This window comes from Bradyrhizobium sp. USDA 4472 (assembly GCF_054058595.1).
The window spans coordinates 5,577,102-5,602,081 of record NZ_JBSSAM010000001.1 but is presented as its reverse complement, the minus strand read 5'-3'; the positions used below and the strand labels follow the sequence as shown (position 1 = coordinate 5,602,081).

Sequence of the window (24,980 nt, the reverse complement as noted above, 5' to 3'; positions counted from 1 at the left end):
TCCTGGAATTCGCTCGCGACACGGTGACGGTGGTCATGACGACGCCTTTCCAAACAAGCCCTGAGGGCGAGCGAGCAGAGCCACGAGGAACGCGAGGTGACCGAAGAAGGGACCGAGACCCGAGGCGATCTTCGCCCCGAAAAGCTGCGCGACGCCGATCACGAGTCCACCAAACAAGGTGCCCCAGATATTGCCGAGCCCGCCAAGCACAACTGCCTCGAACGAATAGAGCAGCCGCTCGGGCCCCGCCGTTGGTGAGAAGGGTGTCCTGAGCGCGTAGAGCACGGCTGCCACGCCGATCATTGAAAAGATGACCCCGGTCACCATGCCGAAGAGTCGGCGATCATTCACGCCCACCAGCCGTGCGGTGCCGGGATCATCCGATACGGCCCGCACCTGACGCCCGAAATGGCTGTGACCGACCAGCCAATGCGTCGCACCGAGCAGTGCGATGCTCGCGAGCGCAGAGACGAGGGGAAGGACTCCAATGGAGACGCCAAGAACGTTGAACCCGAGACCTGCGAGATCCCCGGCCTGCAGGCTTCGCGTATCCGCGGTGAAAATCTCCTGAAGGACGTTCTGCAAGACGATGGAGAGGCCCGAATGTCAGCAGCAGCGGAGCCAGAGCATCCTTTCCGACAACACGGTTGAGCAGGATGATTTGAAGGATCCAACCGAGCGCGAACATCACTGGTATGACCACGAGCAGCGCGGTCAAGGCACCGACGCCCGCTGCGCTCATGACCACACTGGTCAGATAGGCCCCGACGACGATCAGATCGCCATGGGCGATGTTGATCATGCGCATGACCCCGACGCTCAAGCTCAGGCCAAGCCCGAACAGCGCGTAAAGCGCCCCCAGCATCAATCCGTTCAACAACGTTTCCGCGGCGATCTGCATCATCAATCTCCGAAATACGCAGCCGATACGCGCGCGTAATCGGCCGTCTTCGAGATGCCCTCGAGCACGATGTTTCCCTTCAGCATGCAGTAGTACCTGGACGATTTGGAGAGCGCGCGACGCACGTTCTGTTCGACAAGGACGACCGCCATGCCCTCCCCGATGACGGTGCCGAGCAGCTCGTAGACCGTCTCGACCGCCACAGGCGAAAGGCCGAGCGATATCTCGTCGCAGAGTAGGAAGTCGGGATTCGTGACGAGCGCCCGGCCGACCGCCACGAGTTGCTGCTGACCGCCGGACAGCGCCGTAGCGGGGCGCGCGCGCAACTTCTGAAGAGCCGGCAGTTCCCTATAGAGACGGTCTGGCGTCCACGGACCTCGACGGCCGTTTTTCGCGGCGAGAAGCAGATTCTCCTCGACCGTGAGGCTCGGAAACAGCCGACGACCTTCCGGCACCAGCGCAATTCCACGCGTCAGCTGATTGATCTCGGCGGAGCCGCCGACCGGCTTTCCGTCGAGCAGCACGCTCGGAGCGGCAACCGGGACAGAACCGACGATGGCGCGAAGCAGCGTCGATTTTCCGGCGCCGTTCGCGCCGATCAGCGAAACGACCTCGCCGCGTGCGATCGAGAAGTTGATGCCGAACAAGGCCTGGAACATGCCGTAGTTGGCATCGAGATGCTCAGTGCACAGCATGGGACGCCTGCTCGTCGAGATCGGATCCGAGATACACGTCGCGAACTTCGCGACTGCTCATGACCGCGGTGGGCGCCCCGTCGCCGAGCAATCTTCCCTCCGAGAGCACGAGCAGGCGATCGGCGGACGAGACCAGCGCATGGACGAGATGTTCGATCCAGATCACGGTCACGCCGGCTCTATGGATCGCGGTGACGAGTTCGAGAAGCTCGCCGACTTCGGCGTCCGTCAACCCACCCGCGACTTCGTCGAGCAGCAGCAACCGCGGTTCGGTGGCAAGTGCCCGCGACAGTTCAAGCCGCTTGCGCTGGAGCAAGGTCAGGCGACCGGCTGCCGTGTCGCCGAGACGCTCGAGGCCGCAACGAACGAGTGCTTCGCGTGCTTTCTGCTCGGCTCGTTTGCCGTGCAGAGCAGCCCCGAAGGTGGCCGCCACGAGCGCGTTCTCGAACACGGTCATGCCCTGGAATGGTTGGGGGATCTGGAATGTCCTGCCGACGCCGGCGCGGCAACGCGCATCGGCGCCGAGCGCGGTGACGTCTTCCCCATCCAGGTAAACCGCTCCGGAATCGCAGCGGAGGTTACCGGAGATCAGGCCGAACAGAGTGGTCTTACCCGCTCCGTTTGGCCCGATGACTCCGACGAATTCGCCTGCCCCGACCTGAAGCGTCAGGCCGGGAATCACGACCATATCGCGATAGCGCTTGCTGACGTCCCGCAGTTCGAGCAATGCTGTCATGGCCGTCAGCTCTTCAGCAGCTCGAGCTTGCGCTCAATCTTGATTTCGGGCGCCGTGCTGTTGCTCGTGATGAACAGGTGCGGCTTTCCGCCTTCCTCGACATGCCATTGCCCGCCGACGACCCGGATCTTCGAGACGTTGGCGATTCCGCTCGCGCCGAAGTCGAGATTTCCGATGACCGTATCGGTCTTGAGCTTGCGCAGGCTCTCGACGACCTTGCCCGGGGATTTCGGATCGCCGCTTGCCTTCAAGGCTTGAACGCCGGCCTCGAACAAGGCGTGCGCGACGCCGATCGGTTGCGTCCACTCCCGCTTCGTGGTTTCCCGGTAGGAGGCGGCAAGCTCGGCGGCAGTTTGCCCGGTCAGGCTGGAGCGGAACGGGTAGCTCGGCAACCACCAGATCTCGGTGGACATGCCCTCCGCGCGCGGCCCGAGAGCCGCCACACCGCCTGGGAAGAGCAAGGCCTTGGCGATGGTGCAAACCTTCGGCTTGAATCCCATCTGAGCGGATTGATTCAGGAAGGTCGCCCATTCGGGCGGATTGAAAAGGCCGGTGACGATCTCGACGCCTTCCTTCTTGAAGGCCTGGATGTGGGTCGAGAAGTCGTCCGCTCCGACCGGGAAGCGCCCGACGTCGATGATCTTGTAGCCGGCCTTGGCGAAGGCGCCCGGCATGCCTAGCTTCGCATCGCCCATGGCATTGCCGGGAACGTCGTTCGAAAAGACGGAGCCGACCACCTTGTTCGTGCCCGCATCCTTCCAGATGTCGAGATAGACGGCGGCGATGTCCTCGATCCCCCAGAAGAAATGAAACACGTTCTTGAAGCCCTTGGCCGGATCGCCCTTCATCGGGAACATCCACGCCTGCCACGGGCCCATGGTCGAAATGCAGGGGACGCCGTTGAGCTCACATTGTTGCGATACGGCCGGGCCGATCGAGACCTGCGCAAGCATCAGGTCGATATTCTCCTTGTTGATCAGCTCGGCGGCGAGGTTGGACTGACGATCCGGACTACTCTGATCGTCGCGCGCGATGATCTCGACCTCATATTTCGACCCTCCCACCGTCAATCCGCCGGCGAGCGATTTTCTGACCTGATCGAGAATGAAATCGTCCGCCTCGGCAAACGGCGCGAACGGCCCGGTCTTCGGACTGATGTAACCGACGCGAATTTTCTTGTCCGCGGCAGCCCACGCGCGACCGGTCGAGCCGAGCGTCGCCCCCGCCGTCAACGCCGCGGCGGCCTTGAGAAAGTCGCGTCGCGCGGGGTCGGCAATACCGGTCTCGGGGACAAGACTGGGGTTATTCTTCGAAACCATGAATGCTCTCCGATGCAAAGATGCTGACCGAATTGACGGTCCACATTGGTCAGATCTGTCGAAGGCGGCTTGGTTCGGACGGAACAGAAACTTGTCTGAGACGGCTGGACGAGGTGCCCGTGCCAACGGAAAGCAATCCGGGCCAACCCGGGAAATTGGCATATTTCATGCTTGATCGGCCCCGAAATTGAGCAATAAACTTCACACCGGCGGATGATCCTGTCTGTGATGGACCGCCGAAGGGGCACCCAAGAACCCCATCTTAACGGATCGAGGGGAATCAAGAGATGCTTCTGGAAGCCGCAAAAGCTGCTTCGATGCAGCCGTGCTTCGCCTCGACGGCGAGCCTTCCGCCGCGAGAGCGCTTCGACTATTGGCACGACGTTGTGAGCCGCAATCTCGTCGACCTGGACTACCGGCTGATCGGCGAAGCTCAGTTCGATGCGAGCTTCCACTCCACACCCATCAATGGTCTCGACCTGTGCCGCATCAAGGCTTCTCCCCATGTGGCTCAGCGAAGCACTGAAGGCATCTCCCGCGCAGACCACTCGATGCTGGTCTTCAACTTCGTCCTGTCGGGCTCGTTGGTCGCGGAGCAGGATGGGCGCTTGGCGCACCTCAAGGTCGGTGATGGGGCACTGTGTGACGCTACGAGACCCTATAAGCTTCAATCAAACGAAGCTTTCGAGGTCGCCTCCGTTCGCCTGCCACGCGAGCAGTGCCTTGGACGAATTCCGCACTTGCATCGCCTTGCCGCGTGCAACTTCAGCGAACGCGGAGAACTGGCGCCGATGGTCTTCGGCTATCTCTCCCATCTCGTCGACCGCGCGCCAAATCTGACCAGCCCCGCTGCAGGTCTCAAGATATCGCAGAACTTCAAGGATCTTCTCCTTGCCATGCTGGCGGAATTGGCCGAAGCGCTCCCCCCATCATTGACGGAGTACCGGAGCCTGGCGCTGATGAGGGTCAAGGATACGGTCGAGCGCAACGTTCACGATCCCGACCTGACACCGGCGACGATCGCAGCCCACCTCAAGCTGTCGCCTCGCTACATCAACCAGTTGCTCGAAGCCGAGGGGACCTCGTTGTCGCGCTACATATGGTCGAGGCGGCTGGATCGTTGCGCCGAACAGCTGAAGGATCCTGCTTTGCGCGCGCGCGGCGTGTCACAGATCGCAATGGACAACGGGTTCAACGATCTCAGCCATTTCAGCAAGGCCTTCCGGATCAAGTTCGGCGTGGCGCCGCGCGATTATCGAAATGGGAAGGCAATGCATTCCTAGAGTACACGGTCCGGCCATCATGGCGGGACTTCCGATCAGCGTTTGCGGCTTCCCGCCGACGTCAGCCGCCTCAACTCGTCCAGCAGTTTCACCGCCGGAACGGCCAGGAGACCTCGCCGGCGGCGAAACGCCACCAGCCTTCGCCTGCCATCGACCCCGGTGATCGAAAGGGGAGCAATGAGACCGGCACGCCGCTCCGGCTCGAACATCGGCTCAGCCATCCAACTCAGAAAGCCGGAATCGACAACGAGACTCTTCAGCACCGTGATCGAGCGGGTTCTGACGATCACGTCGGGCATGCCGAGGCCTTGTTCGGCGAACACACGCTCGACGTGCTGATGCGGACCGGTGCCGGGCGGCGGGATCGTCCATTTCTCGTGAAGCGTATCGGCGAGCGTCAACTTTCGACGACGCCTCAGAGGGTGCCCGGACGAAACGATCACGTGGCTCGTGTCCTCCCAGCAGCAATCTCGGATCGCAACGATTTCGTCCGTGTCGGGCGCTTCCGCGCCCAAGGCGAGATCGATCTCGTGCTTCGACAAACTCGCTGCCAATAAGTCCCAGACGCCTTCAAAGACTTCGAAATGAAGACCGGGCCATTTGGTCAAGGTACGCTCGATCGCGGGCGGCAGGATCGAACTCGCGATGCTCGCCACCGCCCCGACCCGGACGGTCCCCTTCGCTGCGCCGCGCAGCGCCTGAATTTCCTCCAAGGCCTGCGTGGCCTCGACATGCAGCGAAGTCGCGTGCGGCAAGAAGGCTTTTCCGATGTCGGTCAGTTGCATGCCCTTGGAGTGGCGCTCGAAGAGCTCCGCGCCGATTTGCTGCTCCAGCCGTTTGATTGCCCGGCTCAGCGCGGGCTGCGTCATGTTCAACAAGGCAGCCGCCCGGCCAAGGCTCCCCGCCTTGACGATCGTGGTGAAGGTCGTCAGCTGTTCGATGCTCAAGGCCATAACCAAGTGTAATGGCTTTTCCTGATTTATTCAATTCTCTGCAACGACCTCCCTCCCCTAGTCTCCGGCCGAAGACAAAAACGGGATGGGAACGGACATGGCCACTGGGACGGATACGTTCGAGCAACGACGCGTGACTGCGCCGACGGTGCGCGATGCCGTCGTCGACCTGCTGCGTCGTCTCAACATGACGTCTGTCTTCGCCAACCCGGGATCGACGGAATTGCCGTTATTCCGGCACTTCCCCGACGATTTTCGCTACGTGCTCGGACTTCAGGAGGCCGTGGTCGTCGGCATGGCCGACGGCTTTGCGCAGGCAACGCGCAACGCCGCCTTCGTCAACCTGCATTCGGCGGCCGGCGTCGGCAACGCGATGGGAAACATCTTCACCGCGTTCAAGAACCGGACGCCCCTCGTCATCACGGCCGGCCAGCAGGCACGTTCCATCCTCCCTTTCGATCCGTTTCTCGCGTCCAGAGAAGCTACCGAGCTTCCGAAGCCCTATGTGAAGTGGAGCATCGAACCGGCACGCGCCGAGGACGTGCCCCATGCCATCGCGCGTGCCTACTACATCGCGATGACGCAGCCGTGCGGGCCCGTTCTTGTCTCGGTGCCCGTGGACGATTGGGATCGGCCCGCCGAGTATCTGCCGACACGCACGGTCAGCCAGCAGGTCCGCCCCGATCCAGCCATTCTCGACCAGATCGGAAGCGCGCTCGATCGTTCGAAGCGGCCGGCCTTCGTCGTCGGAGCGGCCGTTGATCGCGACGGAGCCTTCGACGAAGTCCGGCAGCTCGCCGAAGCGCACAATGCGCGAGTCTTCACGGCGCCGATGTGCGGCCGCTGCGGCTTCCCCGAGAACCATCGATTGTTTGCCGGGTTCCTGCCAGCAATCCGCGAGAAGATCGTTCAGCTGCTGCAGGGACACGATCTCGTCTTCGCGATCGGCGCGCCGGCATTCTCGTATCATGTCGAGGGGTTCGGTCCGCATCTGCCTGATGGAGCCGAGCTCGTCCAGTTGACCGACGATCCCCAGACCGCCGCATGGACGCCGGAGGGAATGGCTGCGATCGGCAGCGTGCGGCTCGGCCTCCTGGATCTTCTGGCACGTGCCAGGCCACCGACGCGCGCCACTCCTCCTGCTCGCATCATCGCGCGGCGCGTGGAGCCGACGGCACCGCTGTCAACCGCATTCGTGATGCAGACCATCGCCGATACAAAGCCCGCCGACGGCATCATCGTCGAGGAAGCGCCTGGCGCCAGGCCTGTGATGCAGGCGCACTTGCCCATCACGCAGAGCGAAGCCTTCTACACGATGGACAGCGGCGGCCTCGGTTACGGCATGCCGGCGGCCGTCGGCGTGGCCCTCGGAAAGCCCGGACGCCGTGTGGTTGCCCTGATGGGCGACGGCTCGAGCCTCTACTCGATCCAGGCCATTTGGAGCGCAGCACAACTTCGTCTGCCCGTCACCTTCGTCATTCTCAAGAACGGGCGCTACGCCGCGCTGCAGGACTTCGCGCCCGTGTTCGGCTTCAGTTCGCAAGAGCACGTCCAGGGCACCGATCTTCCCGGCCTCGATTTCGTCTCGATCGCAAAGGGCCTCGGCTGCTCTGCAGTCCATGCCGGGAGCGCCAAGGGCCTCCACGACGCTTTGACCAAGGCATTTTCGTCCGAGCGACCGACCCTGATCGAAGTCGAGGTCGAGGACAGAGACCTGCACACATAGAACAAAACCGAGGGAGCAGACATGAACACGATTTCGATGTTGATCGGCGGCGAGCAACGAGCGGCCACCGGAAACGCCACGTTCGAGCGCCTCAATCCGCTCGATGGCCAGATTGCAACGCGAGCACCGGCAGCCACAGCGCACGATGCAGTTGCAGCTGTCGAAGCGGCCGCAGCAGCCTTCCCGAGGTGGTCTGCCACAGGTCCCTCGGAGCGCCGTGCCCTTCTGACCAAAGCCGCGCACGCGCTGGAAGCCAAGGCCCCTGCATTTGCCGCGTCCATCGCTGCAGAGACGGGCGGCTCCGGGATCTGGGCTGGGTTCAACGTCCATCTCGCGGCCGGCATGTTGCTCGAAGCCGCGGCGATGACAACGCAGATCAACGGCGAGATCATTCCCTCTGATGTGCCCGGCAGCTTCGCGATGGCGGTGCGGCAGCCCGCCGGGGTGGTCCTGGGCATGGCGCCCTGGAATGCGCCTGTGATCCTCGGCGTGCGAGCCATCGCGCTGCCGCTGGCTTGCGGCAATACCGTCGTTCTGAAAGGGTCCGAGCTGTGCCCCGCGACGCACGGTCTGATCGTCGAGGCATTCAAGGAAGCCGGTTTTCCCAAGGGCGTCGTCAACTACGTCACCAACGCTCCGTCAGACGCAGGACCTGTCGTCGAAGCGATGATCGCGCATCCCGCCGTGCGCCGGGTCAATTTCACGGGATCGACACGCGTCGGAAAGATCATCGCCGCGGCCTGCGCGAAGTATCTCAAGCCGGCGGTCCTCGAACTCGGGGGCAAGGCGCCACTCGTCGTTCTTGATGACGCCGACATCGACGCTGCCGTGAACGCGGCGGCATTTGGTGCTTTTGCCAATTCGGGACAGATCTGCATGTCGACCGAACGGATCATTGTTGACGAGGCTATCGCCGACGAGTTTGTTCGTCGCCTCGCCGACAAGGCGTCCAAGCTGCCGCTTGGCGATCCGCGAAAGGGCCCCGTCGTTCTCGGCTCGGTCGTCGACATGACCACTGTCAAGCGCTGCAACGACCTCATCGATGACGCACTCGCGAAAGGTGCGAAACTGCTTTGCGGCGGGAAAGCTGAAACCACGCTGATGCCTGCAACGCTGATTGATGGCGTCACATCGGACATGAAAATCTACAGCGAGGAGTCCTTCGGACCGATCAAGCCGATCGTTCGGGTCAGGGGCGAAGACGCGGCGATCGCCTGCGCAAACGACAATGCCTACGGCTTGTCGTCCGCCGTGTTCACCAGGGATGCGGCGAGAGGCATGCGCGTCGCCTCGCGCATTCAATCCGGGATCTGCCACATCAATGGCCCCACCGTGCATGACGAGGCTCAGATGCCGTTCGGAGGGGTCAAGGACAGCGGGTACGGACGATTTGGCGGCAAGTCTGGTATCGCCGAGTTCACGGATACCCGCTGGATGACCATTCAGACAAGCGAACGACATTACCCGTTCTGATCAGGCGCGAGCCCGAGCCCGATCTCGATCTCCAATGAAATGATGCCGCCTCCCTCGGGGAGGCGCGAGGAAGCTCGTCCAGATGGAGCACAGAATGTCAGTTCGGCAGCAACAACGCCCTGGGATTGCCATTCTCGGCTCCGGCGCGATGGGATCCTTTTTCGGCGGCTGTCTTGTCGAAGGCGGATCGGACGTCACCCTGATCGACCTGAATGTCCCGCATGTGGAGGCGATCCGAAAGCACGGTCTCGTCCTGAAAACAGACGCGGGCGAGCGGTCCATCCGCGTGCCGGTTCTATTTCCCCACGAAGTGGCGACGGTGTTCGATCTCGTCATCGTCTTCACCAAGTCGATGCACACAACGGCGGCCCTCGCGGCGGTCCGCTCCTGCATCGGCCCGGAGACGGTCTTGCTGAGCCTTCAGAACGGACTCGATAACAAGCTTGCGTTGGCCGCCTTCGCTCGCCCCCAGAACGTCCTGATCGGCATCACGACCTATCCTGCAGACCTCGTCGCGCCGGGTCACGTGGAGTCGCACGGTGCGGGGATCGCCCGCCTGGCGACGACTGCCGAGCCTGCGACGCCGATTCTGAAGCTGCTGCCCGACCTCCTTGCACGCGGAGGATTGGACGCCACCGTCGATCCTCAGGTCGAAACCGCCATCTGGGAAAAGGTCGCGTTCAACGCCGCTCTCAATACGCTTTGCGCGCTCACGCGCTCGACGGTTGGCCAGATCGGCACTGACGCCGCCACGCGGGGCCTGGCGTTCGCGATCGCTGCGGAAGTCTGCAACACCGCTATTGCATGCGGCTTTGCCGTCAATCGTTCGCACGTCGAACAGACCCTGGCGTCCGCCATGCAACACCACACGCACCACAAGCCTTCGATGCTGCAAGACGTGCTCGCCGGAAAACCCACCGAGATCGAGGCGATCTGCGGTGGCGTCGTGAGACACGCAAAGGAACGCGGCCTCTCAACGCCGATGACAGAAACTGTTTTAGCCTTGATCCGGCACATCGACGCAAAGATCGCCCGCAATGCCTGAACAGCAAAGTCCTGTGCAGTGATGCGGGCACAGGAAAGATCGTGTTGGCAGTTCAACCACACGGCGCAAAACAACAGGAGGAAATGAAGTCATGACAGAGTCGTACCCCATGGGTCCCTTGTCTGCTCCGCACATCGCGGCAACCGGCTCCGGACCAACTCGCATTCCTGGTGAGGTTAGAAGCAGCGGCGACAGCGCACATTCCTCACTGGACATCGGGCAGCTCCTCGATGATGGCCCCTGGACCGTCCTGCAGAAAATCGTCGTCTTCATCGCTGCCCTGTCGATCATCATGGACGGGTTCGATGGACAGCTGATCGGCTTCGCTGTGCCAGTTCTGATCAAGGAGTGGGGTGTTACCCGCGGCGACTTTGCTCCCGCCCTTGCAGCCGGGCTGGTCGGAATGGGAATAGGAAGCGCCTTCGCCGGCCTCCTCGCCGACCGGTTCGGACGACGCGGCGCCGTGATCGTCAGCGTGATGGTATTCGGGCTGGCTACCTTCTGCATCGGCTTCGCCGCCAACCTCTGGCACATCGGCGCGTTGCGCTTTGTTGCGGGACTCGGCATTGGCGGAGCCTTGCCGAGCTCCACCACCGTTGCGGCGGAATTCACACCCGCACGACGGCGGACGCTCGCCATTACGGCGACCATCGTCTGCGTCCCGCTTGGAGGCATGCTCGCCGGCCTTTTCGCCGGCGTGGTCCTGCCGAACCTCGGTTGGAGGGCCCTATTCTTTCTCGGCGGAACTCTGGCCGTGCTCCTGGGCTTCGTTCTGCTCTTCATTCTCCCGGAGACGCCGCGCTTTCTGGCGCGCCGGCCGGCGCGTTGGGCCGAGCTGCGCCGGCTCGTTGGGCGCATGTCGCGACCGGTTACAGCCGACATCGTGTTCACAGATCTAAGCGAGCAAAGAATCGAAAAACGCGAGGGTTTTCCCGCATTGTTCGAAAAGGGTCGGGCTCGCGACACGATCGCGCTCTGGTGCGCCTTCTTTCTCAACCTGCTTGCCGTCTATAGCGCCTTCACGTGGCTGCCGACGATGCTGACGTCCGAAGGGCTGGACGTCGCGATTGCGGGGTCCGGTTTGACGGCCTACAACTTCGGAGGCGTGCTCGGCGCATTGACGTGCGCCATGGCCATCACCCGGTACGGCTCCCGCTGGCCGCTCCTGCTGTGCGGCCTCCTCGGCGCCGCCACCGCGCTTTACCTGACCCGCGTGAACATCGCGCTGGAGGCAAGCATTCTGATAGCAGGATTCGGTGTGCAGGGCTTCTTCGCCAACGCGGTGCAGTCGACCATGTATGCCGTGTGCGCGTATGTCTACCCGACCTCAGTCCGGGCCACGGGCACGGCCTCCGCCCTCGCCTTTGGCCGGCTTGGAGCCATCCTCAGTGCCTTTGCCGGCGCAACGGTGATCACGGTCGGCGGAAAGGACGGGTATCTCCTGATGCTGGGCGTCGCCATGATCGGCCTCACCCTCTCGCTCGCTGTCGTCGGTCGTCATATCCCCGCGCGCAAAACATGACGAGAGGTCGTTGCAGCCGCCCGACACATCAGGAACATTCCGGGAGGAACCCTCAATGCGAACACAAGTAGGTATCGTTGGAGCTGGTCCGGCGGGGCTAATGCTCTCTCATATGCTGCATCTGAGCGGCATCGAATCGATCATCATTGAAAGCCGCTCGCAGGCTGCGATCGAGCAGACGATCCGGGCCGGCGTGCTCGAGCAATCGACCGTAGATCTGATGACCGAGATCGGTGCCGGAGATCGCATGAAACGCGAAGGCTTCGTGCATGGCGGCTTCGAATTGCGTTTCGGCGGCCGCGGGCATCGCATCGATCTCCAGAGCCTGGCAAACGGCCGCAGGATCACGGTCTACCCGCAGCACGAAGTTCTGAAGGACCTGATCGCGCTTCGCTTGCGTACCGGCGGCCAGATTCATTTTGAGGCCAAGGCATCCAGCATCGACGGCCTCACCTCCGACCAGCCCGTCATCCGATTCACCACCAAGCAGGGCGAGACGCGCGAACTGTCCTGCGACTTCGTCGCCGGATGCGATGGCGGTTATGGTGCAAGTCGCGCCGCAATACCGGAACACTCGGTTCGCCGCGACTATTTCCGTGTCTACCCGTTCGGCTGGTTCGGGATCCTCGCCAAGGCACCTCCATCGTCTGAAGAGTTGATCTACACTCACCACGAACGAGGCTTCGCGCTGATCTCGACGAGATCTCCGGACGTGCAGCGCATGTACTTCCAATGCGACCCCACCGACAGCGTCGATAACTGGTCCGATGATCGGATCTGGAATGAGCTGCAGGCCCGGGTAGGCGGCGACGGGTTCGAGCTCAAGACAGGTCCGATCTTTCAGAAGGGGATCATCCCCCTCCGCTCCTTCGTCTGTGAACCGATGCAGCATGGGCGACTGTTCCTTGCGGGCGACGCGGCGCACTCCGTCCCCCCGACCGGCGCCAAGGGCTTGAATCTGGCGGCGGCGGACGTGCACGTCCTCGCCCGGGCCCTGTCTTCGTATTACGCCCAACGATCGACTACGCTCTTGGACTGCTATTCGGGCACCGCGCTTCGGCGCGTGTGGCGCGCCCAGCACTTTTCCTGGTGGATGACGTCGATGCTCCATCGATTCCATGAGGGGACCGAATTCGACCTGAAGCGCCAACTCGCTGAGCTTGAGCTCGTGGCCTCATCCAAAGCGGCCGCGACAACTCTCGCCGAAAACTACGTAGGGATGCCGTTGACGTGACGCTCCGATCGCCACGACCAGCAATCGAGGGCAATTCGAGTCGTTAGCACTCGCCGGCGTCCGTCCCCTACCGACAACCGGAACACCGACGCTGGAGAACGCCCACGTTAGCGCCGCCTTCAACCGCGTGCGCGTCCATCTCGAACAGGCCGTTCCTCGCCGGCCAGAACGGTGCCTGCCAAACGGAGATGCGATCGCCGCCCATATCGCTGGATCATCCGAGCTGAACACGATAACGACGCTCAGGCCGCCACTGTGCGGTGGTGGCCAGCGGCCTGCCCTCCATCGACATGGAGAATCTCGCCTGTCACGAACCCCGCGCCATCGAGGTACAGCACCGCATCGACCACGTCGGAGATGTCTCCCATCCGGCCCATGGGGTGGAGTGCAGCCAAGGCATGATGCGCCTCCGGCGGATGCATCGGCGTTTTGATGATGCCGGGCGAGACGGCGTTGACGCGGACACCAGTGCTCGCATACTCGATCGCGAGCGCCCTGGTGGCGGCATTCAAGGCGCCTTTGGTAAGCGACGCCAGGGCGGCCGGGACGCTGTTCATCGGCTGATCAACGAGACTCGTCGTGATCGTGACGACATGGCCGCCCCCCTGCTTACCCATGATGTCTAGCGCACGTTGGGTCATGTGAAAGAACCCCTCAACGTTCGTCGAGACGTAGGCTGCATAGTCGGCCCGCGTGTAAGCGGTGAACGGCTTTGCCATGAACATGCCGGCGTTGTTGACCAGCGTATCGACCCGGCCGAAACGCTCGAGCGCCGCGCTGAAGACCCGCTGCGCCGTTTGGGCATCGCCGACGTCGCCCGGCACGACCAGCATGTCGGCATCAACGCCTGATTTGATTGATCGGGAGGTCGCGACGACCGCGTAGTTTCGCTGCCGAAAGGCCTTTGCAATTCCGGCGCCGATCCCCTGGGATGCCCCGGTGACGATCGCGACTTTCCGTTCTGTGCCCATGACCGTCTCCCTCATGCTGCGCCGCTTGCCGCAAGTGGATCGTAGCTGTCTTGCCGAAGCATCATGTGGAGTTGCCGTCGCCTCACCCCCATATTGCCGCCGTCAAAGATTGGTAGTGCCAGCGCATCCTGGAGCAGACGAGCGAACGGCGCATCGTGATCGTAGCTGTCGACGCCAACCACCCGCATAAGATCGGTAATCACGCGCACCGCCGCTTCCGAGCCGAAGATTTTCGCCTCGATGGCGAGTTCATCCGCACCCGGCGACTGCGTATCGACCGCGTGACACGCCCGCCAGCTGAGATAACGCGCGGCCTCGATCGTGGTCTTGGCATCGGCCAGCGCATATCCGACCGCCTGATGCTCGATGATCGGGTGAACGCCGCCGCGCTTTTCGGTCCGGGCAAAATGCAGCGCGAACTCAAACGCCGCGCGCATCAGTGCCACGCCGAAGATGCCGACGAGCGCCGCGGTCCCCGTGAAGGCGGCCGCCGTCAGCGCGAGACCCGCCCCCTCCTTACCCAACAGATTACGATGCGGTGTTGCAACATTCTGCAATCCGAACTGCGGGACGAGATGCGCGCGATGGCCGATCGTGTCGATGGCGCATTCGAAGACAAGGCCTTTCACCGGTCCTTCGACAGCAATGATCGAGATCGCTTCACCGGGGGGCGCTGCGGAATCTGTTCGGCACACGACACACAGGACGTCGGCGCCCTCGCGATTCCAGCCGGTGGCTGAGGACACCCATTTCTTGCGGCCGTTGATCACCCAATCGTCGCCCTCGCGTCTCGCGGTGGTGCGAACCCCTTCGCCCGGCGGAGGCGAGCCGGAATTGGCGCTACCGCCGGGCTCGCTGGAGCAGAAACCGGCGAGCGGCGCGCCATTCGTCCTCAGGAACGGCACAAGCAGGCGCCGGCACTGGTCCGGCGAGCCGCCGAGCAGAATCGGGAGCAAGCCGAGCACGGTGCCGAGCATCGTCAGCGTCACGCTGGCGTTCACGCTGTAGAATTCCTCGGCCAGGATCGCCATGTCGATCAAGCCTGAATTTTCGCCCCCCGCCGGCGACGGAATGCATTTGCGCAAATAGCCGGCCGCGACCATCGCCTCATAGGTGGGCCGGGTCGCGAGAAAGCGTTCTTCCGGAGTTGCCAGCAGTTCGGCCCGCCAAGCCTCGCTGAGCACCTCCTTGGCGAACTTGCGCGAAGCGCGCTGAAGATCCCGCTGTTGCGTCGTGAGCGTGAAATCGATCGCCATAGCGATGTCCTCTGATCCCGGATGCCAGCCGTCAGGCATGGCTATCCCTGGCTCGGGAAGAAATCTTGGCCGGCAGCGCCCGATTTCTTGGCGTGGGGTGAACCGGATCAGTCAGGGTGCACTGCTCGCGCGCCGAAACTCGCGCGGAGCCAAACCGTGGCTGCGCTTGAACAGACGGTTGAAATGCGAGATATCGCGAAAGCCCGCGGCGAAAGCGATTTCGGCTATGGTCTTGTGAGCGGACTTGGGGTCAACCAGCACGCGCGTGCAGGCAGCAATCCGCCGGTCGTTGACGTGTTCGTTGACAGAGCGATCCGTCATGGCGAAGAGACGATGCACGTAACGTTCGGAGCAATGGAACTTCGCGGCAAGCGCCACCGCGCCCAGTTCAGAATCCTCACTGTGACGTTCGATATGTTCGATCATCATCGACAGCAGGACGGGGATGTGCACGCGCTCGGCGGACACATCGTGCAGCACGTCGGGCGCGTGTGCGATCAGATCGACCACATGCGCACCGACCGTGGCCGAGGTCATTGAGCGCCGATGGTCCGCCAGACAGATTTCGGCATAGCCGGCAAGGGTCTTCGACAGCGCACGGCCCATCTCCGTCCGAGACAGGTTGAGCCGTGGACGATCGAGCAGCCCACTCGGCAGCAGCCTTCGCGGGACGGCAAAGCAAAAGAGCTTGAAGTTGTGGCAGTTGGCGATCTCGAACGGCTCCGTCGTATCGGCGATGGCGAGATCGCCGGGCGCACAGGTCTGCTCGTGGTTCCGTTGCGTGGTTCGCCCCAGCCCTTCGATCTGGAGATTGAAGAAACAAAGATCGTCGGTGCTCCCGGAAATATGTGAGGCAAGACGACGTACCGTATGCCGCGTCGCGGTCACCAGCGAGACCTGGATTGGCGCAGCGTCAGCTCTGGAAATGGCACCTTCAAACGGCTCGTCCGCAATCCTGCGCGGCTCAAGGCGAACAAATGCCGCGGCAAGGTCGTCCGCCCAGCTTCCAAAGGGTTGATCCGCGCGTCGCGGCCTGGTCGACCATTCCATGAGCACCCCATAGAATTGCAAGGGTCCCGGTCGGCATAGGATATCGCCCGCGCAATGTGCGGTCAAATTCCGGGCAAATGGCAAGTTCGCGCTTCACACCGCAGAGATCGAGGGCGCGAAGCCCAGCATCCGCGGGTACTCGATTCCGCGGATTCATGGGTGGGTCGCCCCAAGCGTGCGCTGATGAAGAGCATCTGAACGCCAAACATCGGCGTGATAACAGGCGAAGGGCTGCGCCCTCGTCTTGCGAGCATTGCGCGTCGAAATCCGCCGGTGCTCACACGGATTCGAACGCCGACCTCGAGCCACTCATCAAACAAGGACTCGCTAACACGGGCGCAGGATTCGCGCCTCGTTGTACTGACGTGTATACTCTCCCTATCCGGGTGGTAACCTCATGGACACGCGCGAAGCGATTGGGGTCATAGCCGTCTCTCTCGTCCCGTTTCTGGTCTCGGTTGGAGCGGCGCTCTCGGTTGGGGGGCCCCGGAAATGGCCATTTCTCACCGACGCTTTTTCGCTTCTAGCCAGCTTACTGGCCGGAAAGGGGTTCGGCTTTCTGCTGTGGCTCCCGGTTCCATCGCAGGATGTTGCCGGTTCTTGACCTTGTTCCAGTGCTTCTGCCGACCTGCCTGATAAGGACGGTCACGGCGCTTTCAGACCTATGTTGCAAGCTGTGCGGAATAAATCGGGCCCAAAGTCACCGCATTCGAAACGCGGTTCGGATAGGAGTCTGTCTAGTTATAGCGCATGATCAGGCGTACTTCGTGATCCTCCGTATTTTGGTCACCTTTTGATCGCGATGTGAGTAGTCCAGATTGCGCAGCCAAGGTGTCAGTGATTTCAACAGCACAGCGGATTGCACAATGCGATTGAAAAGCGCTGCATTATTTGCCGTCGGTTTGTTGTTTGGAGGTTTTTGGCTGCACGGCGGCGCGCGATGTCAAACCTCGCTGGCCCCGCCACCTTTGGTGACCCAACAAGGTTCGCCAACACCGGCTACCTGCCAGTGGGGCGGTCTCAGTCTGTGCCGCAACCCGGCGACAGCCAAAGGTTCGTCGTCTCCGCCGACAGTGGCGCCAGAAGTCCCGATGAATCCGCCGCCCGTTATCTTCGCCTCGCCGCCATCGGCGACCACCCAAGGTGCGTCGCCACCGGCTACCAAAAACGCTTCTCGACCAATGGCGATCGATGACGTTCCAGCGCCAAGAGCGGCCGCCAAAAGTTCGGCACGATCCGCAGCCACCAAGCACTCGCCACCGCCTGCCAATGACAAAGACGCGCCGGCACCGGCAACCGGCAACATTTTGGCAACGCCGGCTATAGACATTTTGCCCAAGTCGCGCACGGGCAAGCTGTCTCCGTCGCGGGAGACCGGTCCCGATGGCTTTACAGTAGGTATCGACGATGACGAGCAGACAGGCGAGCCGGCGCTCATTACAACTCGCCCAAAACAGTCCAAGGTCAGGCAAAAGGCCGACGTTGCCGAGAGACCATCGGCGAAACAGTCGCTGAGCGATCAAGCAGAAATTGAGAAGCTGAAGTCCAATCTCACGATCTGCCGAGGCTGCTAGAAGGTAAGGTGCCCGCAGAGCACGCCATCCGGGCGCGCCCCGGCTTCGGCCAAACCGGTTGAGGTGTTGGCGCGAGGCTGAAGATGCGCCGCCTAGCAGGACGCAGCGGACCATCGATGATCCCTCCAGCGCAGGACATTGAGGTGATGAGAGTTCGCGGCATCCTGCCGCCTCCTTGAGAATAGCCCAAACCTCTCGCAAGGTGCGCCTGCCCGCTTCGGCGGCGCCTTGACCGCGAGATCGGCCGCGTCGGCGGCGAATGGGCTCAGCAGTGCCAATCCAGCGGCTGCAGCACGTCACCTTTTCCAAGCGCAGTGATTGCCTTTCGCAATTACGGTCGGTCAAAACGCGCCGCTCAGCTTCTCGGAAAGTACTTTGGTCGCAGAGCACTTCTTTCCATGCTCATTGCAGGGGCCGCAAGATGGTCAAGAGCCGGTCCGGCGGACAGTGGGTAATCCCCGCGTCCTGCCGCTTCAATCATCCCGACGGCAGCTTCGCCGGCGTCGTGCTGACGAGCGTCGACGTCGCCTATTTCATCCGCGGGCCGAGGGCCAGGTGATGCTCGATGTGTCCAAGATCACCACCGTACATCACCCACAGCCGTACCGTGAACATCTGGCTGAGTGGCTGTTAGGCCGGTCGCAGCGACAAGCCGGTCGTCGACAAGAAGGCGCTGGAGCGCAGAAGCAACAAGCTCTCGCGGTTCTGCGAACCTCATCGCGACATGCTGCCGCTGGACGCGTCGGTGACTCCGGCGGCTGGTAGGCTAGATCCAATCGGCCACCTTCGGGAAGCAGGCCCGCTTGCGCTGGCTCCAGACGTAATCCGATCCGCCGCAAGGCGGGCGTGGACGCGTCGTCGCCGGGCATTCGTTCCAGACGCGCGCGCCGGTGCCCCAGCCGTCGACCACACAGGCCCCCATCATGGTTGAGTGACAGCCGGGACCGCAGAGACCGCCGGCGTGGGCGGCGCTGACGGCCCCCAGCAGCAGCACAGATGCGGCGAAGGCCAGCAAGACTCCTGGACGGTGCTTCGTCATACGCGCTCCTCCGTCAGCCGATGCCGTCGCACTGTCAGTGGGTGGTATCGGTCTGCCGCGCAGCATAGCACGAATGCCAATTGCCGTCCTCCGTTAAAACGGGGGACGGCGATGTTTGAATGCGAGCCGCAGAGACGCGGGCCCACCCATTTTTGCGAGCGCGCCGCTCAGCTTCTCGGACAGTAGTTTGGTCGCGCCCGCAGCCTTCAGCTGCACGATCTGATCGGAGACGCTCTGGCCGTCGGTCGAGACCCGCGCATAGCTAATGATATCACTCATGGAAATCCTCACTCTCTTGCGCCGTTGCCCACATCGCCGTGAGCACTTCCGGGCCACCGCGCGCTTGTGAGCTAGATGCTCGAAACGTAGAAGATCGTCCCGTCGGACACGCATGTTGATCTGAGTTTGCGCCCGCCTGGGTGGCGGCGATACGTGTGAGAGATGCGACCGCACCGTCGGCGGCCTTGCGCCTGATTTCGTAGGATCACCAAAGCCGAGTGGGGTTACTCACAGCAGAGACAATGAGGTCGCGATAGAGATGCCGCACGTCTCACAGGAGGCTCACGATCTCGACGAAAACTTAAAACTGACTTTGCACCGCTGCGCGATGACGAACTGGCCGCCCCGCCGTCTCTGGCAAACGATGCCCGATTACGAACGCTAACGACCCGCGCTTCCAGCTGACCTTGCAGGTCGTGCAGTACACGTATCGCGGAACGGTCTAGTCCCGGCCAAGACCGGACGGCCTGTGCCACCCAAGTCCACCGTGATCCTTCGCACAGTGGAACCGAACGATGCGGCCTATATTCCCGAGTGAGTTTCGTAGTGTGGTTATCTCATAACGGGACAGAATATATGACCAAGTTTGCGGAGATCGTTCACGAATTCACTGCCGAAGAACTCGAAGCAATTTGCGGCGGTATGAAATGGGACCAAAACTACAGAAACCCAGAAGTCATTGATGCCCGTGGCGGCTCATTTACGATGTTGGGATGCACCATAACTTACGACCCGAGTGGCAAAGTGACGAGCGTTGGTCGGACATAACGACGACACGCCCTTCGCAATTTGTCGCCGACGCGCATTATCAATAAGCCCAACCAGCCGCCGCTCCACCATATCGCCCGCCAAAACGGCTCCCGGGCCGAAGACCGCCCATCAAAGCATGGCAGTCCGTTCGGAGGTAGGGTCCAATATCCGCTCAGGGTCCAATCGGGTCGTTTGGCCCGATCGATGCCGCATGCTGTACCCCTCAACTGCACACGCGTGTTCCAAGAGAAAGCCAATCGCGTCCGTGCTGGTCTGCAAGTGAACCGCCACAACTGCAATAGGCTCATGACTTTGTCCAAAGAGACAGAAGACCCTTTCATTCGGCGGGCACTAAAGACTGCGCGGGAAATGCGAGCGGCAGAGCAGGACCGCATAGTCAGCCAAGTCTACAAGGGCACGGCTGCCTTACCGCCACGCTCCGCGCCTTAATTGGCCGCAGTCCATCACTTACATTCGCGGCTTCTGACCTGTCTCACCGTGCTGGTTTTGAGGCAACTCAGCCACACGTGTTCCACCAACCTGGCCGCCGACAACCGCTGCGAGGAAGATGCCTGCGGCCAGTAAGCATCCGCCCACAAATCCGTAAAAGCGCCAGTCCTGATCATTCATGATTTGCTCCTGACGGCTAACGCTACGACGGGAGAAATGTTCTGGGAGCACGGACGCGGAGCATCGGCCCAGCCACTTCTTACCAATCCGAACCGCCACTGGAACTCATCTGCGCAACTGAGAGTTCTATTCGCTTAGGCCGGAAGGAGGCCGAAACCTTGACTCGCTTGCGGCAAGCCATCGACAAACTTGGTCCCTACCAATCACTCACGCTCTTAGCCGTGCCGGTCTGTCTGGTTGAGCCTTTGAAGCTCGTTGCTGTGGCGTTGGCGGGTGAAGGCCACTGGATCACCGGCACAACCATGATCATCGCAGCGTATGCCGCCAGTCTACTCATTGTGGAACGACTGTTCGCGGTGGTGAAGCCGAAGCTACTGAAGCTTCACTGGTTCGCGAAGCTGTGGGCTTGGCTCATTGTCATACGATACAAGCTCACACGTCCGTTTCGGGGCACGTTGGCTTCGTGACGAGCGCATGACGACGTTGAGCACTTGTGAGGAAAGAGCCATTAGCATCCTCCGGGAATTGCAAGCTGCGGAAGACGAGTTGATCGGTAAGACGGTTATCATGACTGACGGCAAAGCTGGAACGATTGATCATGTCCATCTCGACGAAGTGCACGGACTTCGGATTTCAATCGCCGGGCATGAAGGTGAATGGCCGATTTCAACCGTCAAGCTGCTCCAGAACTGATGGCTGAGCATCAACTTCACCGAAACCGCGCCGCCCCGTGACCAAAGCTGGGTTGTGGAAGTCGTTTGACGTCTAGCGTTAACATCAGTCGCGATCTTTCGGAAGATCGGCATGCGGGATGAAAGCGGGGTTGCCGCGGCTGGGGGAAAACCGCAACCATCGGCATGGGCCATGGTCACTGCGCTAGTGATGAGCGGCCCGGGCCCGGCTTGCCCAGCAGCCATACGGCGCCCCCACAAGCAAACCGCAGCCGCCGGCATGGCCATGGTCACGCCGACATTTGATTCGAGCTTCCACTCATTGACGCTATCCGTTCGGCTTACCGTTCCCGAAACGCCCGTGTCATGCTGTCCTCAAGCGGCTTGGCGATGTACTGAAGGAAGGTCCGCTCCGAGGTCTTAATGAAGACTTCGGCCGGCATTCCGGGCGTCGGGCTGAAATTCGGCAGGTTCGCAGCTTCTGCTGCGTTCAGGCGGACCCTCGCGACGTAGACGTCTGTAGGACCCACTTGCATCGACTTGTGCTCATCCGGCAGGGAATCCGCCGAAAGATAGATAACATCGCCACTGATCATCGGTGTGACGCGTTGGCTGAGAGCGGTAAGCCGCACCATCGCGTGCTGACCTCGCCTCACGCTATCGATATCTTGCGGCCTCACGCGCGCCTCGATGATGAGTTCAGCGTTGAGCGGCAGTATCTCCATGATTGGCTTGCCGGGTTCGACGACGCCTCCTTCGGTGTGATACCGCATCTTGACCACGATACCTTCGACCGGAGCGACTATGTTGATTCGATCGAGCACCGCCTTTGCACTGAGAACCCGCTCGTTGACGTCTGCAAGCTCGCCACGGACATCGCGCAACTGGTCGACCGCCTTCTTCACCGCGTCCCTTCGTAACCCCGTGATTTGCTCCAGCGAACGGGCGATGCGTTCCTTTGCGTCACCAATGTCTGCCATGATCCGTCCGACTTCGCCCTCCAGGTTCGCCTTGGTTCGCTGTAAAAGCAAGACATCCGGCTTCTTCACCAGACCAGATTGGAGAAGACGCTGCTTCGTGTCGATATCCTCATCGAGGAGTTCCATCTGACGCTTGACACTGTCGAGCTGCACTTTCGAACCCTCGATGCGCTCCTCAATCGCCTTGATGCTCGCCTCGACCGCGGCGATATCGCTCTTCAAATTATTGCGGCGGGCAACAAGCGTCATTCGCTGAGTATTCAGAATCTCGAGGATTTCCGGATCGCTGGCCCTTTCGGTCAACTCGTCCGGAAAGCTGACCGCATCCTGTTCGTGAATTTCGGCCTGCAGGCGCGTGTCCTCTGCAACCAGGCGACTCTGTCGGATCTGTAGCCGTCGCAGTTCAGCCTTCGGCGTCGTGGGATCGAGCTCCATCAACGTCTGGCCGGCCTGCACAACATTGCCTTCCCGCACGGCGATCTTTCGGATCACGCCTCCCTCGAGATGCTGGATCGTCTTGTTTTCACCCGTGGCGACGAACACGCCTGAGGCAACCACCGCACCGGCGATAGGGGCCGTGCTGCCCCACACGCCGAAGCCCATGACGGTCGACGCGATGATCAGGACCCCTCCGAGCGTGGCTGCCTTCGTCGAACGCGGGAGATCCGCATCCCAGGATGGCCTTTCCTGGACCCGTTTTCGCCTGACTGCGTCAATAAGGAACTTCATGAATAAGCCCCTAGGATAAACCGTACGTCACGCATTGAGGATCGGCGGCCCGCCAGCAGACGGTCCGCTCCCATTCGGCGGCTTGCGGCCAGAAAGGAGATGGATCATTTCTTCTCGCGCTCCGAATGCCTGCACCGACCCATTCTGCAGGATCAAGATCTTGTCGACGCTCTGCAGCAGCGCGGGGCGCTGCGTGACCGCAACGATGGTCGTGCCCTTCTGCTTGGCTCGGGACAGCGCCTTGGCCAGCGCGATCTCTCCACTCGTATCGAGATTGGCGTTCGGTTCGTCGAGCACCACGAGACGCGGGCTACCGTAGAACGCGCGAGCTAGTCCGATCCGTTGCCGCTGGCCTCCTGACAAGGGGCTGCCATCCATGCCGATGACGGTTTCGTAACCCTGAGGAAACTCGGCAATCATCTCGTGCACATCAGCGGTTTCCGCTGCATCGAAAATATCGGCGTCGCGTGCATCGTCCCGCATACGCGCAATATTGGCCTTGATGGACGCTGGAAAGAGCTGAACGTCCTGCGGTAGATAGCCGACGCACTCGCCGAACTGGCGCGGATCCCAGTTGCGAAGGTCCATCAGGTCGAGCCTTACGTTGCCGGCGGTGGGCATGATGGACCCGACGAGCATTCTCGCGAGCATGGTCTTGCCCGTGCCGGACGGGCCGACAATCGCGAGGGATTCGCCGGGCTCGAGCTGAAAACTCACGCCGTTCAGGATCACCTTTTTCGTGGCCGACGGCACGTAGAGAATACGCTCTACGCTGAGACGTCCTTCCGGTCTCGGCAGTCGCAGCCGACGCAGATTGAGCGGGGTGTTTTGCAGAAGCGTCCTGATGCGTTGATAGGCGGACCGCGCGTGAACGTAGCTCCGCCAGCCCTCGATCGTGCCTTCAAGCGGGGCGAGCGCGCGGCTGGACACAATGGAGGCGGCAATGATCATGCCACCTGTAAGGTGCGCCTCCAGCGCAAGGACCGCGCCCCAACCGAGGATTGCGATCTGCGTCCCCAACCTCAGGAATTTGGAGAGGCCGGTCATGAAGATGTTGCGGTCCTGAGCGATCACCTGCGCCTTGAGCGATTCAACGGTCTCCTGGCCCCACACTCGAACGCCCTCAGGAATCATGCCCATGGCGTTTATCACTTGCGCGTTGCGTGCCATGGCTTCGGCCTGAAGGTTGGCGCGAGTTACGAAGGCGCTCGCCCGGGTAAACGGATCGGCCGTGACACGCTGGTTCAGCAAGGCCAGCGCGGTCAGGCCAAGACCGGCGGTGGTGACGATCACTCCAAGCTGCGGGTGAATGAGGAACACCACGATCAAATAAACGGGCGCAATTGGCGCATCGAACATCGTCAACAAAACCGGCCCGGTTATGAAGGACCGAAGCTGCTGCAGATCGGCAAGTGTCTGGAATTCCCGGCTCGAGCCGCTTTGTGCCGCCTTCGCCGCCGCACTGAGCACAGGACCGCCCAGCCGCGCCTCGGTGTCAACGGCAACTCGCATGAGAATGAACCGACGCATCATGTCCATGAGCACATGTGCTGCAATCGCAAATATGACAATTGTCGTGAGCATGATCAGGGTATCGACGCTCCGGCTGGTCAGCACGCGATCGGACATGTTGAAGAGGTAGATTGGAATCGACAACGCCAGCAAGTTGACCACGAATGAGAAGAGCCCAATCGTCAGAAAATTTCGTTTGATCGACGCTAGACCTTTGGAAAGAGTTTCCCGGTATTCGTCGCCCCCGGTGGCTTTCTGCAATGGCGACGATCCGCGGCCACCACCGCCTCCGCCGCTCCCGGTTCCACCGCCGTTCGATCCGCCTGAGTTCGATACTTTTCGGTCCTCGGCCGTCGCATTGACCGCCGCCCGCGATCCGTCCCGCATCGCCAGTGGAGGGCTCGCTTGCGGGTCCTTCGAGTGCACCTGCGGATGCCTTGCCTCGGCCCGTTGGCTGAACACCGGGTTGGACGCCCCCATGTCTGCCCGGGGTGACGCCCGGACCTGACCCTGTTCCTCAGGAGCGGCGACGGGGCCATGGTGCGCATCGAACCTTACGACACTCGGCGCGCGCGGATTCCCGCCGGCCCGCGCAGCGTCCGATGAATTTCCGATGCCCCATCTGTCCATCACCCGGCTCTTCCGTTTGTGC

Annotated in this window: 24 protein-coding genes and 1 pseudogene; 11 read left to right on the top strand and 14 right to left on the bottom strand. The window is 61.8% G+C overall.

Annotated elements, in window-relative coordinates; genetic code table 11:
* Positions 1-33 precede the first annotated feature (33 nt).
* The 5 genes and pseudogenes from ACVWZ4_RS26180 to ACVWZ4_RS26160 form a co-directional block, all read right to left on the bottom strand.
* A complete protein-coding gene (locus ACVWZ4_RS26180) occupies positions 34-585 on the bottom strand; it encodes a branched-chain amino acid ABC transporter permease (protein WP_456790382.1) in 552 nt (183 codons plus the stop codon).
* 139 nt (positions 586-724) lie between these two features.
* A pseudogene (locus tag ACVWZ4_RS26175) lies at positions 725-865 on the bottom strand (ABC transporter permease subunit); the annotation flags it as partial.
* Between the two features lie 38 nt (positions 866-903).
* Positions 904-1,596, bottom strand: coding sequence for a branched-chain amino acid ABC transporter ATP-binding protein (locus ACVWZ4_RS26170; RefSeq protein WP_456735466.1), 693 nt, complete (start codon positions 1,594-1,596; stop codon positions 904-906).
* The gene (locus ACVWZ4_RS26165) at positions 1,583-2,332 is read right to left on the bottom strand and encodes an ABC transporter ATP-binding protein (RefSeq protein ID WP_456704174.1); all 750 of its coding nucleotides are present in this window, start codon (positions 2,330-2,332) and stop codon (positions 1,583-1,585) included. Before ACVWZ4_RS26165 ends, ACVWZ4_RS26170 begins: the two co-directional genes overlap by 14 nt.
* A gap of 5 nt (positions 2,333-2,337) precedes the next feature.
* The gene (locus tag ACVWZ4_RS26160) at positions 2,338-3,651 is read right to left on the bottom strand and encodes an ABC transporter substrate-binding protein (protein WP_456704175.1); all 1,314 of its coding nucleotides are present in this window, start codon (positions 3,649-3,651) and stop codon (positions 2,338-2,340) included.
* Positions 3,652-3,938: 287 nt separating this feature from the next.
* Here ACVWZ4_RS26160 and ACVWZ4_RS26155 point away from each other — a divergent pair, with 287 nt between their 5' ends.
* Positions 3,939-4,934: an AraC-like ligand-binding domain-containing protein gene (locus ACVWZ4_RS26155; protein WP_456763670.1), complete on the top strand. Its 996-nt coding sequence runs from the start codon at positions 3,939-3,941 to the stop codon at positions 4,932-4,934.
* Positions 4,935-4,969: 35 nt separating this feature from the next.
* Here the strand turns inward: ACVWZ4_RS26155 and ACVWZ4_RS26150 are convergent, their stop codons facing one another.
* Entirely contained in the window at positions 4,970-5,887 is a 918-nt protein-coding gene (locus tag ACVWZ4_RS26150) for a LysR family transcriptional regulator (RefSeq protein ID WP_456705313.1), read from the bottom strand.
* A gap of 97 nt (positions 5,888-5,984) precedes the next feature.
* Here ACVWZ4_RS26150 and mdlC point away from each other — a divergent pair, with 97 nt between their 5' ends.
* The 5 genes from mdlC (at position 5,985) to ACVWZ4_RS26125 (ending at position 12,887) form a co-directional block, all read left to right on the top strand.
* On the top strand, positions 5,985-7,613 hold the full coding sequence (mdlC, locus tag ACVWZ4_RS26145) for a benzoylformate decarboxylase (protein WP_456741494.1): 1,629 nt from the start codon (positions 5,985-5,987) through the stop codon (positions 7,611-7,613).
* Positions 7,614-7,634: 21 nt separating this feature from the next.
* The gene (locus ACVWZ4_RS26140) at positions 7,635-9,086 is read left to right on the top strand and encodes an aldehyde dehydrogenase (protein WP_456741493.1); all 1,452 of its coding nucleotides are present in this window, start codon (positions 7,635-7,637) and stop codon (positions 9,084-9,086) included.
* Between the two features lie 94 nt (positions 9,087-9,180).
* Positions 9,181-10,131, top strand: coding sequence for a ketopantoate reductase family protein (locus tag ACVWZ4_RS26135; protein ID WP_456741492.1), 951 nt, complete (start codon positions 9,181-9,183; stop codon positions 10,129-10,131).
* Between the two features lie 91 nt (positions 10,132-10,222).
* Positions 10,223-11,653, top strand: coding sequence for an MFS transporter (locus ACVWZ4_RS26130; protein ID WP_456741491.1), 1,431 nt, complete (start codon positions 10,223-10,225; stop codon positions 11,651-11,653).
* A gap of 55 nt (positions 11,654-11,708) precedes the next feature.
* Positions 11,709-12,887 carry a 4-hydroxybenzoate 3-monooxygenase gene (locus tag ACVWZ4_RS26125; RefSeq protein ID WP_456742270.1) on the top strand — a complete coding sequence of 393 codons (1,179 nt, stop codon included), beginning with the start codon at positions 11,709-11,711 and terminating at the stop codon, positions 12,885-12,887.
* Positions 12,888-13,129: 242 nt separating this feature from the next.
* Here ACVWZ4_RS26125 and ACVWZ4_RS26120 read toward each other — a convergent pair whose 3' ends face one another.
* The 3 genes from ACVWZ4_RS26120 to ACVWZ4_RS26110 all read right to left on the bottom strand — a co-directional run bounded on the left by ACVWZ4_RS26120 (position 13,130) and on the right by ACVWZ4_RS26110 (position 16,164).
* Positions 13,130-13,858, bottom strand: coding sequence for an SDR family NAD(P)-dependent oxidoreductase (locus ACVWZ4_RS26120; protein ID WP_456763671.1), 729 nt, complete (start codon positions 13,856-13,858; stop codon positions 13,130-13,132).
* Between the two features lie 11 nt (positions 13,859-13,869).
* A complete protein-coding gene (locus ACVWZ4_RS26115) occupies positions 13,870-15,114 on the bottom strand; it encodes an acyl-CoA dehydrogenase family protein (protein ID WP_456741490.1) in 1,245 nt (414 codons plus the stop codon).
* Positions 15,115-15,225: 111 nt separating this feature from the next.
* The gene (locus tag ACVWZ4_RS26110; protein ID WP_456741489.1) at positions 15,226-16,164 is read right to left on the bottom strand and encodes a helix-turn-helix domain-containing protein; all 939 of its coding nucleotides are present in this window, start codon (positions 16,162-16,164) and stop codon (positions 15,226-15,228) included.
* A gap of 866 nt (positions 16,165-17,030) precedes the next feature.
* Between ACVWZ4_RS26110 and ACVWZ4_RS26105 the strand changes: the two genes are divergently transcribed.
* Together ACVWZ4_RS26105 and ACVWZ4_RS26100 are read left to right on the top strand one after the other, a co-directional pair.
* Complete coding sequence (locus ACVWZ4_RS26105) at positions 17,031-17,738, top strand: hypothetical protein (protein WP_456735476.1); 708 nt, start codon at positions 17,031-17,033, stop codon at positions 17,736-17,738.
* A gap of 421 nt (positions 17,739-18,159) precedes the next feature.
* Positions 18,160-18,297 carry a hypothetical protein gene (locus ACVWZ4_RS26100; protein WP_456705369.1) on the top strand — a complete coding sequence of 46 codons (138 nt, stop codon included), beginning with the start codon at positions 18,160-18,162 and terminating at the stop codon, positions 18,295-18,297.
* 207 nt (positions 18,298-18,504) lie between these two features.
* On the opposite strand, the gene ACVWZ4_RS26095 is transcribed toward ACVWZ4_RS26100, so the two are convergent.
* Both ACVWZ4_RS26095 and ACVWZ4_RS26090 read right to left on the bottom strand, forming a co-directional pair.
* On the bottom strand, positions 18,505-18,777 hold the full coding sequence (locus ACVWZ4_RS26095; RefSeq protein ID WP_456735477.1) for a hypothetical protein: 273 nt from the start codon (positions 18,775-18,777) through the stop codon (positions 18,505-18,507).
* A gap of 93 nt (positions 18,778-18,870) precedes the next feature.
* Entirely contained in the window at positions 18,871-19,056 is a 186-nt protein-coding gene (locus ACVWZ4_RS26090) for a recombinase family protein (protein ID WP_456735478.1), read from the bottom strand.
* A 576-nt stretch (positions 19,057-19,632) separates the two neighbouring features.
* Here ACVWZ4_RS26090 and ACVWZ4_RS26085 point away from each other — a divergent pair.
* Entirely contained in the window at positions 19,633-19,824 is a 192-nt protein-coding gene (locus ACVWZ4_RS26085; protein WP_456704186.1) for a hypothetical protein, read from the top strand.
* Positions 19,825-20,274: 450 nt separating this feature from the next.
* Here ACVWZ4_RS26085 and ACVWZ4_RS26080 read toward each other — a convergent pair whose 3' ends face one another.
* Positions 20,275-20,436, bottom strand: coding sequence for a hypothetical protein (locus ACVWZ4_RS26080; protein ID WP_456738619.1), 162 nt, complete (start codon positions 20,434-20,436; stop codon positions 20,275-20,277).
* A gap of 158 nt (positions 20,437-20,594) precedes the next feature.
* On the opposite strand from ACVWZ4_RS26080, the gene ACVWZ4_RS26075 reads away from it, so the two are divergent.
* Complete coding sequence (locus tag ACVWZ4_RS26075) at positions 20,595-20,903, top strand: hypothetical protein (protein WP_456735480.1); 309 nt, start codon at positions 20,595-20,597, stop codon at positions 20,901-20,903.
* A gap of 7 nt (positions 20,904-20,910) precedes the next feature.
* Positions 20,911-21,129: a PRC-barrel domain containing protein gene (locus ACVWZ4_RS26070; RefSeq protein ID WP_456735481.1), complete on the top strand. Its 219-nt coding sequence runs from the start codon at positions 20,911-20,913 to the stop codon at positions 21,127-21,129.
* Positions 21,130-21,448: 319 nt separating this feature from the next.
* Here the strand turns inward: ACVWZ4_RS26070 and ACVWZ4_RS26065 are convergent, their stop codons facing one another.
* Positions 21,449-22,816 carry an HlyD family type I secretion periplasmic adaptor subunit gene (locus tag ACVWZ4_RS26065; protein ID WP_456704190.1) on the bottom strand — a complete coding sequence of 456 codons (1,368 nt, stop codon included), beginning with the start codon at positions 22,814-22,816 and terminating at the stop codon, positions 21,449-21,451.
* Positions 22,817-22,843: 27 nt separating this feature from the next.
* Positions 22,844-24,958 (bottom strand): type I secretion system permease/ATPase, encoded by a 2,115-nt coding sequence (locus ACVWZ4_RS26060; protein ID WP_456735482.1) that lies wholly within the window; start codon positions 24,956-24,958, stop codon positions 22,844-22,846.
* Positions 24,959-24,980 lie beyond the last annotated feature (22 nt).

Coding starts and splice junctions, on each gene's coding strand:
- ACVWZ4_RS26170 (WP_456735466.1), bottom strand. CDS start 1,596: ATGCTGTGCACTGAGCATCTCGATGCCAACTACGGCATGTTCCAGGCC.
- ACVWZ4_RS26165 (WP_456704174.1), bottom strand. CDS start 2,332: ATGACAGCATTGCTCGAACTGCGGGACGTCAGCAAGCGCTATCGCGAT.
- ACVWZ4_RS26160 (WP_456704175.1), bottom strand. CDS start 3,651: ATGGTTTCGAAGAATAACCCCAGTCTTGTCCCCGAGACCGGTATTGCC.
- ACVWZ4_RS26155 (WP_456763670.1), top strand. CDS start 3,939: ATGCTTCTGGAAGCCGCAAAAGCTGCTTCGATGCAGCCGTGCTTCGCC.
- ACVWZ4_RS26150 (WP_456705313.1), bottom strand. CDS start 5,887: ATGGCCTTGAGCATCGAACAGCTGACGACCTTCACCACGATCGTCAAG.
- mdlC (WP_456741494.1), top strand. CDS start 5,985: ATGGCCACTGGGACGGATACGTTCGAGCAACGACGCGTGACTGCGCCG.
- ACVWZ4_RS26140 (WP_456741493.1), top strand. CDS start 7,635: ATGAACACGATTTCGATGTTGATCGGCGGCGAGCAACGAGCGGCCACC.
- ACVWZ4_RS26135 (WP_456741492.1), top strand. CDS start 9,181: ATGTCAGTTCGGCAGCAACAACGCCCTGGGATTGCCATTCTCGGCTCC.
- ACVWZ4_RS26130 (WP_456741491.1), top strand. CDS start 10,223: ATGACAGAGTCGTACCCCATGGGTCCCTTGTCTGCTCCGCACATCGCG.
- ACVWZ4_RS26125 (WP_456742270.1), top strand. CDS start 11,709: ATGCGAACACAAGTAGGTATCGTTGGAGCTGGTCCGGCGGGGCTAATG.
- ACVWZ4_RS26120 (WP_456763671.1), bottom strand. CDS start 13,858: ATGGGCACAGAACGGAAAGTCGCGATCGTCACCGGGGCATCCCAGGGG.
- ACVWZ4_RS26115 (WP_456741490.1), bottom strand. CDS start 15,114: ATGGCGATCGATTTCACGCTCACGACGCAACAGCGGGATCTTCAGCGC.
- ACVWZ4_RS26110 (WP_456741489.1), bottom strand. CDS start 16,164: ATGGAATGGTCGACCAGGCCGCGACGCGCGGATCAACCCTTTGGAAGC.
- ACVWZ4_RS26105 (WP_456735476.1), top strand. CDS start 17,031: ATGCGATTGAAAAGCGCTGCATTATTTGCCGTCGGTTTGTTGTTTGGA.
- ACVWZ4_RS26100 (WP_456705369.1), top strand. CDS start 18,160: ATGGTCAAGAGCCGGTCCGGCGGACAGTGGGTAATCCCCGCGTCCTGC.
- ACVWZ4_RS26095 (WP_456735477.1), bottom strand. CDS start 18,777: ATGACGAAGCACCGTCCAGGAGTCTTGCTGGCCTTCGCCGCATCTGTG.
- ACVWZ4_RS26090 (WP_456735478.1), bottom strand. CDS start 19,056: ATGAGTGATATCATTAGCTATGCGCGGGTCTCGACCGACGGCCAGAGC.
- ACVWZ4_RS26085 (WP_456704186.1), top strand. CDS start 19,633: ATGACCAAGTTTGCGGAGATCGTTCACGAATTCACTGCCGAAGAACTC.
- ACVWZ4_RS26080 (WP_456738619.1), bottom strand. CDS start 20,436: ATGAATGATCAGGACTGGCGCTTTTACGGATTTGTGGGCGGATGCTTA.
- ACVWZ4_RS26070 (WP_456735481.1), top strand. CDS start 20,911: ATGACGACGTTGAGCACTTGTGAGGAAAGAGCCATTAGCATCCTCCGG.
- ACVWZ4_RS26065 (WP_456704190.1), bottom strand. CDS start 22,816: ATGAAGTTCCTTATTGACGCAGTCAGGCGAAAACGGGTCCAGGAAAGG.
- ACVWZ4_RS26060 (WP_456735482.1), bottom strand. CDS start 24,958: ATGGACAGATGGGGCATCGGAAATTCATCGGACGCTGCGCGGGCCGGC.